Consider the following 13,253-nt stretch of genomic DNA (forward strand, 5'->3'; position numbering starts at 1 on the left):
ATGGGCCGCTTCCTGCAGGTGGTGGGTCTGGCCATCGGCCTGGCCGGCCTCGTCCTGCAGTTCTGCATCACCGTTCCGGCATCGATGGAGGCCGGCCGCAGCCTGCTCGGCTCTATCGTGTTCTACTTCAGCTTCTTCACCATCCTGACCAACGTTGGCGCCGTGCTGGTGTACACATCCCTGCTGTCATCCACCGGCTATGCCTGGCTGCCGGCCTTCGCCGTGCCGCAGATGCGTGCGGGTGTTGCGGTTTCGATCACCGTCGTCTTCATGGTCTATGCCACCGTTCTGGCACGGCTCTGGCAGCCGCAAGGCCTGTTCCTGCTCTGCGATGTGCTGCTGCACTATGTGACGCCAGTGCTGTTCGTGCTGTGGTGGCTGGCAGCAGGGGCCGACGGCAGAACGAGGTGGAGCGACATTTCCTGGTGGATGCTCTATCCCATCGCCTATCTCGCCTATGCGCTGGTACGGGCACCGATCGCGGGCGAAGTGCCCTACCCCTTCCTCGATGTCGCCAAGAACGGCGCCGCCAGCGTCGCCATTGCGGCCTTGGCCATCACCGCGCTGTTCCTGGTGATCTCGATCATTGCCGCTTTTATCGATCGCGGCATCGGCCATCGCGAGGCCAAACCGGTCCGTTAAGAATGGCCTCTATTCCCAAAAGCGCCTGATGCCCTCGCGGTGGGCATCGCAGCGGGAGATACCGATATCCTTGAGCTGATCGTCGGTCATCTCCAGCAAAGCCAGCCGGCCGCGCCGGCGCTCCAGCAAATGGTCGATCCATCGTGCCAGCGAGCTGACCAGGCGCGCCAGACGGCCGACAAAGCCTTGCTGGCCTGACGGGCCTAGCGCCTCGCCTGGAAATGCGGCTCTGGGATGACGGATTGTCGCGATTGTATCCATTTTCTTTCTGCCAAGACTCTCAATTGCACCCCTTTTGGCGCCCGATTGATATGTATTGACTCATAATTCGGTGCAATATAGAAAATTGTCACCATGACAAATTGGCTTCCAGATCTGACCGGCGGCGCCGGACCCCTCTATCAACGCCTCGCGGACTCCGTTGAGGCGGGCATCGACCAGGGCGTGATCGGCGCCGGAACAAAACTGCCACCCCAGCGCGACCTCGCCTATGACATCGGCACCACGGTCGGCACGGTCGGCCGGGCCTACCAGTTGCTGCGTGAGCGAGGGCTGGTGAGCGGCGAAGTCGGGCGTGGAACCTATGTGCTTGGCCGGCGCGCCGAAGGCGTGAAACCGGAGGCGCCCGACGTCAGCGTGGAAGGCACGCGCTATGTCGATGCGCCTCAGGACAAACTGCGTTTCGACAGCACGGCGGCACCCGATGTCGGCCAGGGCACTGATATCGCCGATGTGCTGTCGCGCACCGCGCAGGATCATCCCCATGAAATCTCGAGCTACACGCGTGATTTTCCTGGCCGCTGGTACGAAGCCGGCGCCCGCTGGCTGTCGAGAAACACCTTCCGCCCGGCCGCCGACAGCATCGTTCCGACGCTCGGCACCCATGCCGCGGTGATGGCGGCGATCGCCGCACTCACCACGCCGGGCGACTATGTCGCCTTCGAACACCTCACCTATTCGCAGATCTCGCGCAGCGCCGGGCTGATCGGCCGGCGCACGGCACTGGTGGCCTCGAATGACGAAGGCCTCGACCCTGCCGATTTCGAGCGCGTCTGCGCGCAAAAGCATCCGAGGATGATCTTCCTGATGCCGACGGCGCAGAATCCGACCTTGACGACACTGTCCGCAGCGCGCCGCGAGGCGATCGCGCGTGTCGCGCGCGAATACAACGTCATCCTGATCGAGGATGATCTTTACGGCCACCTGACGGACGATCCGACACCGTTGCTTGCTGAATATGCCCCAGAGAGAACCATCGTCGCCGGCGGTCTGTCGAAATCGGTAGCGGCCGGTATCCGCGGCGGCTGGCTCTCCTGCCCTCCCGCCTATCGCCACCGGATCCGTGTCGCCCACAAGATGATCACCGGCGGCATGCCCTTCCTGCTGGCGGAGGTGAATACGAGGCTGGTGCTCTCCGGTCAGGCCAGCGATATCCGCAAGCGCAGCATCGCCGAAATCAGCGCCCGTATCGCGATCGTGCGCGAAACCTTGGCCGGCTTCGCGTTCAAGTCACATGACAAGGTGCCCTTTGTCTGGCTGACTTTGCCCGACCCATGGCTTTCCGGCACATTCAAGAATGCCTGTCTCGAACACGGCGTGCTGATCGACGACGAGGACGAGTTCAAGGCCGGCCGCTCCGAACAGGTCTTTCACGGTGTCCGCTTCGGCACCTCGCAGCCGAGGCAGCGCAGCGATGTCGCCGACGGCGTTGCCGTCATCCGCCGTCTCCTCGACGAAGGCCGCGCCGGCTACGACAGCTTTTCGTGAGAAACCTGAATCAGATCAGCCCTCGGCCTTGAAGTTTTTGGCTTCCTCCTTGGCCTTGTCCTTGCCGTGCTTCTCGGCCATTTCCTTCGCCTGTCCGGGCGAAACGTCTGTGGTTTCGGCGAGATGAAGAGCCTCCTTGTCCGAGAGGCGATTGTCTTTCTTGTTCTGCTTGGTAGCCATGGTCCTGATCTCCTGAAGGGTTGGAACCCAACGGCCGGGATGCCATAGCGTTCCCATGCGGCTTTGCATTCCTCACGGTGACCTCGCGGATCACCGCTGGCGCGACGGGCGCCTGAAAGCTCCCGGTGCGGACTACGCCGGCCGTCACCTTGTTGCTTTCTGTCTTTTTCGCTCATCGACGGGTGTATCGGCCGCAAAGCTTGCGATAAGAGGGGACTCAAAATCCCCGCTCCATGGACATAAATCACCGCCCATGACCATTTCCAATTCCGTGCCGATCACCCCACAGCTCATCGCCGCGCATGGGCTGAAGCCAGACGAATATCAGCGCATCCTGGACCTCGTCGGGCGCGAACCGAGCTTTACCGAGCTCGGCATCTTCTCGGCGATGTGGAACGAGCACTGCTCCTACAAATCCTCGAAGAAGTGGCTGCGCACGCTGCCCACCACCGGACCGCAGGTCATCCAGGGGCCAGGCGAGAATGCCGGCGTGGTCGACATCGGGGACGGCGACTGCGTCGTCTTCAAGATGGAAAGCCACAACCACCCCTCTTTCATCGAGCCCTACCAGGGCGCGGCGACCGGCGTCGGCGGCATTTTGCGCGACGTCTTCACCATGGGCGCACGGCCGATCGCGGCGATGAATGCACTGCGCTTCGGCGCGCCCGATCACCCCAAGACCAGGCATCTCGTCGCCGGCGTGGTTTCGGGCGTCGGCGGCTACGGCAATTCCTTCGGCGTGCCGACAGTCGGCGGTGAGGTCAATTTCGACGCCCGCTACAACGGCAACATCCTGGTCAACGCCTTTGCCGCCGGCCTCGCCAAGACCAATGCCATCTTCCTGTCGGAGGCCAAGGGCGTCGGCCTGCCGGTCGTTTATCTCGGCGCCAAGACCGGCCGCGACGGCGTCGGCGGCGCCACCATGGCCTCGGCCGAATTCGACGACAAGATCGACGAGAAGCGCCCGACCGTGCAGGTCGGCGATCCCTTCACCGAAAAGTGCCTGCTCGAAGCCTGCCTCGAACTGATGGCCTCGGGCGCCGTCATCGCCATCCAGGACATGGGTGCGGCCGGCCTCACCTGTTCGGCGGTCGAGATGGGCGCCAAGGGCGACCTCGGCATCGAGCTCGATCTCGACAAGGTGCCGGTGCGCGAGGAGCGCATGAGCGCCTATGAGATGATGCTGTCGGAAAGCCAGGAGCGCATGCTGATGGTGCTGCGGCCCGAGAAGGAAAAGGAGGCCGAGGCGATCTTCCACAAATGGGGCCTCGACTTTGCCATTGTCGGCAAGACCACCGACGATCTGCGCTTCCGCGTGCTGCATCAGGGCGACCAGGTCGCCGATCTGCCGATCAAGGATCTCGGCGACAAGGCGCCGGAATATGACCGCCCCTGGATCGAGCCGAAGAAGCCCGCACCGCTCGCCGCCAACGACATTCCGCAGGCCGATGTTGCCGATGCGCTGCTGAAGCTGCTCGGCGGGCCGGACCTGTCGTCGCGCCGCTGGGTCTGGGAACAGTATGACACGCTGATCCAGGGCAATTCACTGCAGCTTCCCGGCGGCGATGCCGGCGTGGTGCGGGTGGAAGGCCATGCGACCAAGGCGCTCGCCTTTTCGTCCGACGTGACGCCGCGCTATTGCGAAGCCGATCCCTATGAGGGCGGCAAGCAGGCCGTGGCCGAGTGCTGGCGCAACCTGACCGCCACCGGCGCACTGCCGCTGGCGGCCACCGACAACCTCAATTTCGGCAACCCGGAACGGCCCGAGATCATGGGCCAGTTGGTCGGCGCGGTGAAGGGCATTGGCGACGCCTGCCGCGCGCTCGGCTTCCCGATCGTGTCGGGCAATGTCTCGCTCTACAACGAGACCAACGGCCAGGGCATCCTGCCGACACCGACTATCGGCGGCGTCGGCCTCATCGCCGACTGGTCGAAGATGGTGCGCACCGGCTTTGCGGCCGAGGGCCAAATGATCCTGCTGGTCGGCGCGCCCGCCTCCTGGGGCACGCATCTTGGCCAGTCCGTCTACCTCAGGGACATCCATGGCCGCACCGACGGGCCGCCGCCGCCGGTCGATCTCGCGCATGAGAAGCGCGTCGGTGACCATGTGCGCTCGCTGATCGCCTCCGGCATCGTCACCGCCGCGCATGACGTTTCCGATGGCGGCATCGCCGTGGCGCTGGCCGAAATGGCGATGGCGTCGGGCATCGGCGCGACCGTTCCCGGCCTTGTCGGCACCGATCCGATCCCGGTCTGGTTCGGCGAGGATCAGGGCCGGTATCTGCTGACGCTGTCGATCGACCCGCATGGCGAGGAATGGGACGCCATCCGCAAGCAGCAGGGCGAACTCGGCATCTTCGCGCCATGGATCGGCTCGACCGGCGGCGATGCGCTGAAGCTCGGCGATGCCAGGACGATTCCGGTCAGTGAATTGACCGCCGCCCACGAAGGCTGGTTCCCCCGCTTCATGGACCAGGCCAGTTGAGCAGAGCATGATCCCGAAAAGTGGGAACCGGTTTTCGGAAAAGATTCATGTTCAATCACAGGAAACTGGCTGCCCGGGTGCTGCTTGCAGTCGTTTTCTGGCCGTCGCTGTTCTTCTTCTGGTTCCTCGGGCCGTTCGTTTTTTTCCTGCTGTCGACGACCTCAAGCGAGGTTTGCCCGAGGCTGGATACGCGTGCCGAGTTCCTTGACGCGGCCAATGGCGGGCTGCCGATGCTGGTGCTGCAGAACCTCATCTATGCAGTTCCGATAGTCTGTTTGGTGCTCTGGAACCGGCTTCTGCCGGAGCCGGCGCGGGCAATGCAGATCGTCACCTGCATCAAGCTTTTCGCCGTCGCGGCCGTCCTGGGGGCCTTGTGGGAGTATGGCTCTTCGCTTGTCTGCGACGGCTATGGCCAACCGTTCTTCTCGCCCGCCTGGCGGATGACCAGCTACCTGCCGATCGCCAACCTGGCGGTCAACATCCCTCTCTATGGTCTGGTTTTCAGCCTTGGCCGCGCCTTCTCGATGCGCGAAGACGACCCAGCGGCCGATGCCGTCGATCCGGACAGGAATGCGTCCTAGGCGACAATCACGCTGGTGCTGGACGGAACGGCTTCAATCGCGGCCGGAAAGGCTTTAGGTTTACCCCGACTCTCATCGCACGGGCGGCCATGCTGCCGCTCGCCCGAAACAGGAATTGTGCAATGGCAATGGACGCCCACGACATCGAAAAACTGATCAAGGACGGCATCCCGGACGCCAAGGTGACGATCCGCGACCTCGCCGGCGACGGCGACCACTATGCGGCTGAAGTCGTCGCCGAGAGCTTCCGGGGAAAAAGTCGCGTCCAGCAGCACCAGATGGTCTATGACGCGCTGAAGGGCAATATGGGCGGCGTGCTGCACGCCCTTGCGCTGCAGACCAGCGTTCCCGACTGAGGCCGTTCCGGCCAACACCCGCTTGGCCCAAACCCGCCCATCCTTTGCGCCATTTCGGCCATGGCGCGGCTAATGTCTTGTTTCGGGCAACCTATGGGTTTATTTGAGAGACATGTTTCGAGCCTGACTCCCACAGGCGTGAAAGGATATTCCATGAGCGGCATCAACGACTACATCGACAATGAAGTGAAGGGCAACGACGTCGTCCTTTTCATGAAGGGCACGCCCGGTTTTCCGCAGTGCGGTTTTTCCGGCCAGGTCGTCCAGATCCTCGACTATATCGGCGCCGACTACAAAGGCGTGAATGTCCTGGATTCGGCTGAACTGCGCCAAGGCATCAAGGACTATTCCAACTGGCCGACGATCCCGCAGCTTTACGTCAAGGGCGAATTCGTCGGTGGCTGCGATATTGTCCGCGAGATGTTCCAGGCCGGCGAGTTGCAGACCTTCCTGGTCGAAAAGGGCGTCAGCGTCAAAGGCGCCGCCTGATTTCGGTTTTGGGCATGTCGTAACGACTGCTCTGAACACCGGGGCAGCTCCACCTCGGCAATTTTTATGTCCCGATATCGGGACCAGGACGAGCCAATGCGCCGGCCCGCCGGCGCGTTTTCGTTTGAGAGATCGGACTTGCCGTGGATCAGCAATCGACAGCGCCGCAATCGGCAAGCAAACTGTCTATTCCGCGCTGGGAGTTCATTGCGCTGTGCGCGGCGCTGATGGCGCTGAATTCCCTGGCCATCGACATCATGCTGCCGGCGCTGCAGCAGATCGGCGCCTCGCTCGGCGTCGAGAATGAAAACCACCGGCAATATGTGATCACCGCCTACATTCTGGGTTTTGGTGGCGGCCAGCTGTTCTTCGGGCCGATCTCGGACCGTTTCGGCCGCCGCTCGCCGCTCGTCGCCGGGCTGATCATCTATGTGGCGGCCGCCGCCGCCGCCGCCATCGCGCCAAGCTTTGAAACGCTGCTGATATGCCGCGCCGTGCAAGGCATCGGCGCGGCGGCCACGCGCGTCATCGCGGTCTCGATCGTGCGCGATACGTTCGAAGGCCGGCGCATGGCGGAGGTGATGTCGCTGATCTTCATGGTGTTCATGGCGATACCGGTCATTGCGCCGGGCATCGGCCAGTTCATCATGCTGTTCGCCACCTGGCACTATATCTTCGTCACCATGGCCGTCGGCGCGCTGATCGTGTCGGCGTGGTCGCTGCTGCGCCTGCCTGAAACGCTGCGCCCCGAATATCGCCGGCAATTGACGGTTTCCTCGGTCCTCGGCGGATTCGGCATCGTGCTCACCAACCGCATCGCGCTCTGCTACGCCTTTGCCAGCACCTTCATCTTCGCCGCCATGTTCGGCTTCATCGCCTCGGCGCAGCAGATCTATGTCGACATCTTCAACGTCGGCGAGATGTTCCCCGTCATCTTCGCCGGGGTCGCCGGCGTGCTGGCTTTTTCCAATTTTCTGAATTCGCGGCTTGTCGGCCGCATCGGCATGCGCCGTCTGTCGCAGAGCGCGCTGCTTTTGTTTCTGGTCATCAGCCTGGCCTGGCTGGTCGTTTCGCTGGAAATCAAGATGCCGCTCTGGCTGTTCATCACTTTCTTTGCCAGCGCCATGCTTCCCTTCGGTGCGCTTGGCGCCAATTTCAACGCATTGGCGATGGAGCCGCTCGGCCAGCTGGCCGGCACGGCGTCGTCCATCCTTGGCTTCATGCAGACGTTTCTCGGCGGCATTCTCGGCACGCTGATCGGCCAGGCTTTCAACGGCACGGTGACGCCGCTTGCCGCCGGCTTCTGCAGCGTCTCGGTCGCGGCGCTGCTGATGATCCTCATCGCCGAGCGCGGCAAGATGTTCCAGCCGCATAACCCACCCATTTCAGGGCATATTACCGACCTGCATTAGACGAGGTGCGTCAGGAGGCACCTTCAACCGCCGCCGTGAAGCGGGGCGCAAGCATGCGCCCGGCGATTGCTCCGCCCATGCTGTCCGAAAAAGGCAAAGGCAGCGCGTCGTCGAGGGCCTTGAGGATGGATGCCACGAAGGCCCGGCTGAGCTGCGGATCGGCGCCGAGATCCGAATAGGTGGCGCGAGGCTTGCCGATCAGCGTGCCGTTGCGGCGCAGCGAGAACTGCAGCGTCAACGACATGCCCGCGGTCCCCGCTGGCGGCCTCCAGCAGGCATAGATAGCCTCCGACATCTCCTTGAGGGTGTCGACAGGTTCGGAGCTGTGGCAGGGGCGCTCTTGCGCGATTGCCGCGGTGGCGTTTGCAAGCAAGATGGCAGCAAGAGCCGCCGCAAGAATTGCGCGCCGAGATTTCATTCGAGAGAACCCCGCGAAAGCGCCAATTCTTCGGCCGCACAAAACCGGCAGTCAAGCGCGGGCCAGGAATTGACCTACCCAGCCCACAGTTCGCGGCGCAACTCCTGCCAGCTTTCGCGATCAGGAGCGACCAGCAAGCCGCCGCCAACATGCGACGGCAGATAGGCCGTGCCATCGAAGCGCGCGGCATGGCCGCCGGCCTCCGCATGGATCAGCACGCCGGCCAGATGGTCCCAGGGCATCAACTTGTTGTAGACGACGAAATGGCCATGGCCGCTCGCCAGCAAGCGATATTCGTGGGCGGCGCAGCGGTAGTTGAACTGCGACAGCGTTTTGGTCTGGTTGCAGGCCAGCCGCGTGCGGTCGGGCTCGGCCATATACTGCCAGGAAACCGCGCCGGTCATCCCGGAGATCGGCGCGCTAGCCGCAACCCGCACTGTCTCCAGTGTACCATGCGCATGGCGGATATGGCTGCCGGCACCCTTGGCACCGATCAGCCAGTCCTTGCCGACCGGATCATGGATGATGCCGGCGACCGTCTCGCCCTTGACCACGACGCCGAGCATGACGCCGAACAGCGGCACGCCGGAGGCGAAATTGAAGGTGCCGTCGACCGGGTCGATGACGAAAGCCAGATCGGCGTCGCCCAGGCCATCGAGCAGCGCCGGGTCGTCGGAACAGGCTTCCTCGCCGACGACCATGGCCGAGGGATAACGCTGGCGCAGCCTGGCGGTGATCAGCCGCTCGGCGTTGACGTCGGCTTCCGTCACCAGATCTGCGGCCGAGGTCTTCTGCCTGATGTCGCCATCGCCCAGCCGGCGAAAGCGGGGCATGATTTCGGTGTCGGCGGCCTCGGCCAGCAGGCTGGCCAGCCAGTCGATCGCGTTGTCGTCAAATGTCATCTGAAGCGTCTTGTCCTGTGATGAGGGTCTGGTTCAGGGCGGCGAAATCGAACAGCTTCCTGTCGAGCAGATGCGACGGCCGGGTGTTGGACAGCGCGCGGATCATGGTGTCCTTGCGGCCGGGCATGCGCCTTTCGATGTCTTCCAGCATCGCCTTCATGGCGTTGCGCTGGAGACCTTCCTGGCTGCCGCAGAGGTCGCAAGGAATGATCGGGAACCGCATCGCCGCGGCGAATTTTTCGAGGTCGATCTCGGCGCAATAGCTCAGCGGCCGCAGCACCATGACGTCGCCTTCGTCGTTGAGCAGCTTTGGCGGCATGGCGGCGAGACGGCCGCCATGGAACAAGTTCATGAAAAAGGTTTCGAGAATGTCCTCGCGATGATGGCCGAGCACCAGCGCCGAGCACCCCTCCTCGCGCGCGATGCGGTAGAGATGGCCGCGCCGCAGCCGCGAGCAGAGCGAGCAATAGGTGCTGCCTTGCGGCAGCTTGTCGGTGACCACCGAATAGGTGTCCTGATACTCGATGCGGTGGGCAATGCCGTTGGCGTTGAGATAGTCGGGCAGGATGTGCTTGGGGAAACTCGGCTGGCCCTGATCGAGATTGCAGGCCAGCAACTCGACCGGCAGCAGCCCGCGCCATTTGAGGTCGAGCAGCAAGGCAAGCAGGCCGTAGGAATCCTTGCCGCCCGACAGCGCGACCAGCCAGCGCTGTCCCGGCTCCACCATCGAGAAATCCTCGATCGCCTGGCGGGTCAGCCGTAGCAGCCGCTTGCGCAATTTGTTGAACTCGACCGAGGACGGCACATCGGCGAACAGCGGATGGGAGCCGCCTTCGGCGGCCGGCTCAAGCGTCTCGATGTCTGGCAGCATATTCATGGCGCGGCGGCCCCAGGATGTGATGTCCGTCCGGATTAGCGCATCGGCCGCAAAATCGAAACGGCAAAGCCGATGCGCCAAACAAAAAGGCCGCCTCGAGGGCGGCCTTTCGGTATCGCTAAAAGGCGTTCGCTTAGCGCGAATAGAATTCGACGACCAGGTTCGGCTCCATCTGCACGGCGAACGGAACGTCCGCCAGGCCAGGGATGCGCGAGAAGGTCGCAACCATCTTGTTGTGGTCGGCTTCGATGTAGTCCGGCACGTCGCGCTCGGCGAGGCCGACCGATTCCAGGACGATGACCAGCTGCTTCGACTTTTCGCGCACTTCGATGACGTCGCCCGGCTTGCAGCGGTACGAGCCGATGTTGACGCGCTTGCCGTTGACGTTGACGTGGCCGTGGTTGACGAACTGACGGGCGGCGAAAATGGTCGGCACGAACTTGGCGCGGTAGACGACCGCGTCGAGACGCGATTCGAGCAGGCCGATCAGGTTCTCCGAAGTGTCGCCCTTGCGGCGGTCGGCCTCTTCATAGACCTTGCGGAACTGCTTTTCCGAAACGTCGCCATAGTGACCCTTCAGCTTCTGCTTGGCGCGCAGCTGCAGGCCGAAATCGGAAAGCTTGCCCTTGCGGCGCTGGCCGTGCTGGCCGGGGCCGTATTCACGCTTGTTGACCGGGGACTTCGGGCGGCCCCAGATATTTTCGCCGAGACGGCGGTCGATCTTGTATTTCGCGGATTCGCGCTTGCTCATCGCATTCCCTTTTCAAAACAACACACCCGCAACCTCATGGTCCGGGTGAAGGAAACGCGCCCTCCTCTGGCCTCCGTTTTCGAGACCTGACAGGGTTTTCCCACGCAACGCGGCGGAAAACCCACGGGACACGTCAGTTCAAACAAAACCAGAAACCAAGGCAACCGGTCCTGCGCATACAAAACAAACACCGGACATCGCTGCCCGGCGTTGGCGGCTGGTTAAACCGAGATTTAACCGGTGTCAAGCTTGTGAGTGGCGCGGCGCAACGCAACCCTATAGCGTCCCAGCGTTGAGCGATGCCGGATGTGGCGGGAGGTTTGCGCCAACGGCACCGGGAAGAGATCTGGAGCTAGAGGAGTCCAATCAGCATGAAGAAGTTCTTCCTTACCTTGGCCGGTGCCGCGGTGTTGGCCGGATCGATGGCGGTGGCGCCGGAACCAGCCATGGCGCGCCATTGGCACGGCCATAAGCAGGTCTGCCGCATCATCGTGAAGAAAAGGGTGGTGTGGCGGCATGGCCACCGCAGGGTGATCGTCGAGCGGATACGGCGCTGCCATCGCTGGTAAGGCAAACGGCCTACAGATTTTGCATTAGATACAAGGCCCGCGGTTCCGCTGCGGGCCTTGTTTGCTTGGGCCGGCGTTTCGCGAACGACACTCAGTCTTTCGACTTCTTTTCCGGCAGCCCTTTGCGCTTGGTCTCGGCGAATTCCTCGAGCTGCTTTTCGCTCATGGATTCGTACATTCCTTTGGAAGCGCCTTTGAGCTCGCTCTTTTTCGTCTCGCCGCGTTTGGCGGAGAGCGCGGCGCCGGCGGCTTTCTGCTGGGCTTTCGAGGTGGCTGGCATGGCGGTTTCTCCTTTGCTGTCAGGGAAACGCCGCTCTTCGGCGGCGGTTCCAGTGCCGGTAGGCCCAGTTTCTCGTCCGATCGCCGCCGGTCAGGCAGCCAGCTTTGGCGAATTCGTCGGCAGCCTTCCCGTGTCCGAAGCCCTGGTGTAGGACGGCTGAATGAAGTCCCTGACAGACCCCTCACAAGCGCTCTCCACCGGCCTGGCGAAAATCCGCACCGAGTTCCACGTGCCGGATGGATTTCCGGCTGACGTGATGGCCGCAGCGGAGGCGGCGGCCAGACGCGTGCCGAACCAGCATGCCGATCGAACTGACATGCCCTTCGTCACGCTCGATCCGGCGGCCTCCACTGATCTTGACCAGGCGTTCTCGATCGAGGCAAGCGGTGGCGATCTTCTCTTGCATTATGCCATCGCCGACGTTGCATGGTTCGTCGAGGACGGCGACGCGCTGAATCGCGAAGCCTGGACGCGCGGCGAGACGCTGTACCTGCCCGACGGCAAGGCCGGGCTCTATCCGCCGGCACTTGCCGAGGCTGCGGCGAGCCTGTTGCCGGATGGACCGCGTCCAGCTGTCGTCTTCACCGTCCGGGTCGCTGAGGATGGCGCGGTAAAGTTGGACGGCGCGGAGCGGGCAATCATCCAGAGCCGCGCGAAGCTCGCCTATGACAGCGTGAAGGCCTCCGACGTTCCGGCCGACTTCGCCGAAATGGCGCGGCGCATGGCGGCAAACGAAGAGCGGCGCGGCGCTTCCCGCGTCGACCCGCCCGAGCAGGAGGTGGAAAGGCTTGCCGATGGCAGCTTCCGGCTTTCGTTCAGACCGCTGCTGCAATCCGAGCAGGACAACGCCGCGCTTTCACTGGCCGCCAACATGGCGATCGCCGACGCCATGCTGGCGCACAAGACCGGACTGTTTCGGGTGATGTCTGGGCCAGACGCCTCCAAGGTGCAGAGATTGCGCAACGCGGCACAGGCGCTCGGTCTGTCCTGGCCGGCCTCAACCAGCCTGCGCGACTACCAGCGCTCGCTCGATCCGGCTGATCCGAAACAGGCGGCGTTGATGCTGGAAATCCGCCGCGCAGGCAACGGCGCGTCCTACCAGCCCTACCAGGAAGGTGTCGTTCCCTGGCATGAGGCGATGGCTGCGACCTATGCCCATGCGACCGCGCCACTCAGGCGACTGGCCGATCGCTATGTCGTGCGCTGCGCGCTGGCTATCGCCAACGGCCAGCCCGTGCCGCAGGCCGTCAGCGATGCGTTCGCCGGACTGCCAAAGGTGATGGGGCGTGCGGATGCCCGCGCTTCGCAGATCAACCATGCAGCCATCGACCTTGCCGAGGCGGTGATGCTGAGGGGACGCGAAGGGGAAACGTTCAAAGCCGTCGTCACCGACTTCGTCGACCATGGCGTGCGCGTCCAGCTTGCCGACATGCCTGTCGTTGCCACCGTAAAGGCCTCCGGTCTCAGGCAGGGTGACGGTGTGACGCTAAAGCTGGCCTCGGCCGATCCGGATCAACGCAGCATCGTCTTCGAACCTGTTTGAG

At 63.3% G+C, this 13,253-nt stretch carries 16 protein-coding genes; 9 read left to right on the forward strand and 7 right to left on the reverse strand.

Annotation, left to right across the window (positions count from 1 at the left end; genetic code table 11):
• Positions 1–642 carry a Pr6Pr family membrane protein gene (locus CK226_RS08100; protein ID WP_095770355.1) on the forward strand — a complete coding sequence of 214 codons (642 nt, stop codon included), beginning with the start codon at positions 1–3 and terminating at the stop codon, positions 640–642.
• A gap of 9 nt (positions 643–651) precedes the next feature.
• Here CK226_RS08100 and CK226_RS08105 read toward each other — a convergent pair whose 3' ends face one another.
• Complete coding sequence (locus CK226_RS08105; protein WP_095788114.1) at positions 652–903, reverse strand: DUF1127 domain-containing protein; 252 nt, start codon at positions 901–903, stop codon at positions 652–654.
• A 93-nt stretch (positions 904–996) separates the two neighbouring features.
• On the opposite strand from CK226_RS08105, the gene CK226_RS08110 reads away from it, so the two are divergent.
• Positions 997–2,409 carry a PLP-dependent aminotransferase family protein gene (locus CK226_RS08110; protein ID WP_095791549.1) on the forward strand — a complete coding sequence of 471 codons (1,413 nt, stop codon included), beginning with the start codon at positions 997–999 and terminating at the stop codon, positions 2,407–2,409.
• Between the two features lie 15 nt (positions 2,410–2,424).
• On the opposite strand, the gene CK226_RS34800 is transcribed toward CK226_RS08110, so the two are convergent.
• Positions 2,425–2,589 carry a hypothetical protein gene (locus tag CK226_RS34800; protein WP_179295895.1) on the reverse strand — a complete coding sequence of 55 codons (165 nt, stop codon included), beginning with the start codon at positions 2,587–2,589 and terminating at the stop codon, positions 2,425–2,427.
• Between the two features lie 253 nt (positions 2,590–2,842).
• Here CK226_RS34800 and purL point away from each other — a divergent pair, with 253 nt between their 5' ends.
• The 5 genes from purL to CK226_RS08135 all read left to right on the forward strand — a co-directional run bounded on the left by purL (position 2,843) and on the right by CK226_RS08135 (position 7,912).
• Entirely contained in the window at positions 2,843–5,074 is a 2,232-nt protein-coding gene (purL, locus tag CK226_RS08115; RefSeq protein WP_095791550.1) for a phosphoribosylformylglycinamidine synthase subunit PurL, read from the forward strand.
• Positions 5,075–5,121: 47 nt separating this feature from the next.
• On the forward strand, positions 5,122–5,655 hold the full coding sequence (locus CK226_RS08120) for a hypothetical protein (RefSeq protein ID WP_095788112.1): 534 nt from the start codon (positions 5,122–5,124) through the stop codon (positions 5,653–5,655).
• Positions 5,656–5,777: 122 nt separating this feature from the next.
• A complete protein-coding gene (locus CK226_RS08125; protein ID WP_010909092.1) occupies positions 5,778–6,011 on the forward strand; it encodes a BolA family transcriptional regulator in 234 nt (77 codons plus the stop codon).
• 153 nt (positions 6,012–6,164) lie between these two features.
• On the forward strand, positions 6,165–6,500 hold the full coding sequence (gene grxD, locus CK226_RS08130) for a Grx4 family monothiol glutaredoxin (protein WP_010909091.1): 336 nt from the start codon (positions 6,165–6,167) through the stop codon (positions 6,498–6,500).
• A gap of 143 nt (positions 6,501–6,643) precedes the next feature.
• Complete coding sequence (locus CK226_RS08135) at positions 6,644–7,912, forward strand: multidrug effflux MFS transporter (protein ID WP_095791551.1); 1,269 nt, start codon at positions 6,644–6,646, stop codon at positions 7,910–7,912.
• 10 nt (positions 7,913–7,922) lie between these two features.
• Here CK226_RS08135 and CK226_RS35470 read toward each other — a convergent pair whose 3' ends face one another.
• The 4 genes from CK226_RS35470 to rpsD form a co-directional block, all read right to left on the reverse strand.
• Positions 7,923–8,156: a hypothetical protein gene (locus CK226_RS35470; protein ID WP_245437693.1), complete on the reverse strand. Its 234-nt coding sequence runs from the start codon at positions 8,154–8,156 to the stop codon at positions 7,923–7,925.
• 248 nt (positions 8,157–8,404) lie between these two features.
• Positions 8,405–9,232, reverse strand: a complete 828-nt coding sequence (locus tag CK226_RS08145; protein WP_095791552.1) for an inositol monophosphatase family protein — start codon at positions 9,230–9,232, stop codon at positions 8,405–8,407.
• Positions 9,222–10,109, reverse strand: a complete 888-nt coding sequence (ttcA, locus tag CK226_RS08150) for a tRNA 2-thiocytidine(32) synthetase TtcA (protein ID WP_095791836.1) — start codon at positions 10,107–10,109, stop codon at positions 9,222–9,224. Before ttcA ends, CK226_RS08145 begins: the two co-directional genes overlap by 11 nt.
• Before the next feature lie 133 nt (positions 10,110–10,242).
• Positions 10,243–10,860: a 30S ribosomal protein S4 gene (rpsD, locus tag CK226_RS08155; protein ID WP_010909086.1), complete on the reverse strand. Its 618-nt coding sequence runs from the start codon at positions 10,858–10,860 to the stop codon at positions 10,243–10,245.
• Between the two features lie 371 nt (positions 10,861–11,231).
• Between rpsD and CK226_RS08160 the strand changes: the two genes are divergently transcribed.
• Positions 11,232–11,429 carry a hypothetical protein gene (locus CK226_RS08160; protein WP_027042433.1) on the forward strand — a complete coding sequence of 66 codons (198 nt, stop codon included), beginning with the start codon at positions 11,232–11,234 and terminating at the stop codon, positions 11,427–11,429.
• Positions 11,430–11,520: 91 nt separating this feature from the next.
• Here the strand turns inward: CK226_RS08160 and CK226_RS08165 are convergent, their stop codons facing one another.
• Entirely contained in the window at positions 11,521–11,709 is a 189-nt protein-coding gene (locus CK226_RS08165) for a DUF3008 family protein (protein ID WP_010909084.1), read from the reverse strand.
• A 160-nt stretch (positions 11,710–11,869) separates the two neighbouring features.
• On the opposite strand from CK226_RS08165, the gene CK226_RS08170 reads away from it, so the two are divergent.
• Positions 11,870–13,252 (forward strand): RNB domain-containing ribonuclease, encoded by a 1,383-nt coding sequence (locus CK226_RS08170; RefSeq protein WP_095791553.1) that lies wholly within the window; start codon positions 11,870–11,872, stop codon positions 13,250–13,252.
• Position 13,253: the final 1 nt, after the last annotated feature.

The sequence above is a fragment of the Mesorhizobium sp. WSM4311 genome (assembly GCF_002295115.1).
Classification (GTDB): domain Bacteria; phylum Pseudomonadota; class Alphaproteobacteria; order Rhizobiales; family Rhizobiaceae; genus Mesorhizobium.

Excerpts from the sequence above, each read along its gene's own strand:
- CK226_RS08100 (WP_095770355.1), top strand. The coding sequence starts at position 1 with ATGGGCCGCTTCCTGCAGGTGGTGGGTCTGGCCATCGGCCTGGCCGGC.
- CK226_RS08105 (WP_095788114.1), bottom strand. The coding sequence starts at position 903 with ATGGATACAATCGCGACAATCCGTCATCCCAGAGCCGCATTTCCAGGC.
- CK226_RS08110 (WP_095791549.1), top strand. The coding sequence starts at position 997 with ATGACAAATTGGCTTCCAGATCTGACCGGCGGCGCCGGACCCCTCTAT.
- CK226_RS34800 (WP_179295895.1), bottom strand. The coding sequence starts at position 2,589 with ATGGCTACCAAGCAGAACAAGAAAGACAATCGCCTCTCGGACAAGGAG.
- purL (WP_095791550.1), top strand. The coding sequence starts at position 2,843 with ATGACCATTTCCAATTCCGTGCCGATCACCCCACAGCTCATCGCCGCG.
- CK226_RS08120 (WP_095788112.1), top strand. The coding sequence starts at position 5,122 with ATGTTCAATCACAGGAAACTGGCTGCCCGGGTGCTGCTTGCAGTCGTT.
- CK226_RS08125 (WP_010909092.1), top strand. The coding sequence starts at position 5,778 with ATGGCAATGGACGCCCACGACATCGAAAAACTGATCAAGGACGGCATC.
- grxD (WP_010909091.1), top strand. The coding sequence starts at position 6,165 with ATGAGCGGCATCAACGACTACATCGACAATGAAGTGAAGGGCAACGAC.
- CK226_RS35470 (WP_245437693.1), bottom strand. The coding sequence starts at position 8,156 with ATGTCGTTGACGCTGCAGTTCTCGCTGCGCCGCAACGGCACGCTGATC.
- CK226_RS08145 (WP_095791552.1), bottom strand. The coding sequence starts at position 9,232 with ATGACATTTGACGACAACGCGATCGACTGGCTGGCCAGCCTGCTGGCC.
- ttcA (WP_095791836.1), bottom strand. The coding sequence starts at position 10,109 with ATGAATATGCTGCCAGACATCGAGACGCTTGAGCCGGCCGCCGAAGGC.
- rpsD (WP_010909086.1), bottom strand. The coding sequence starts at position 10,860 with ATGAGCAAGCGCGAATCCGCGAAATACAAGATCGACCGCCGTCTCGGC.
- CK226_RS08160 (WP_027042433.1), top strand. The coding sequence starts at position 11,232 with ATGAAGAAGTTCTTCCTTACCTTGGCCGGTGCCGCGGTGTTGGCCGGA.
- CK226_RS08165 (WP_010909084.1), bottom strand. The coding sequence starts at position 11,709 with ATGCCAGCCACCTCGAAAGCCCAGCAGAAAGCCGCCGGCGCCGCGCTC.
- CK226_RS08170 (WP_095791553.1), top strand. The coding sequence starts at position 11,870 with ATGAAGTCCCTGACAGACCCCTCACAAGCGCTCTCCACCGGCCTGGCG.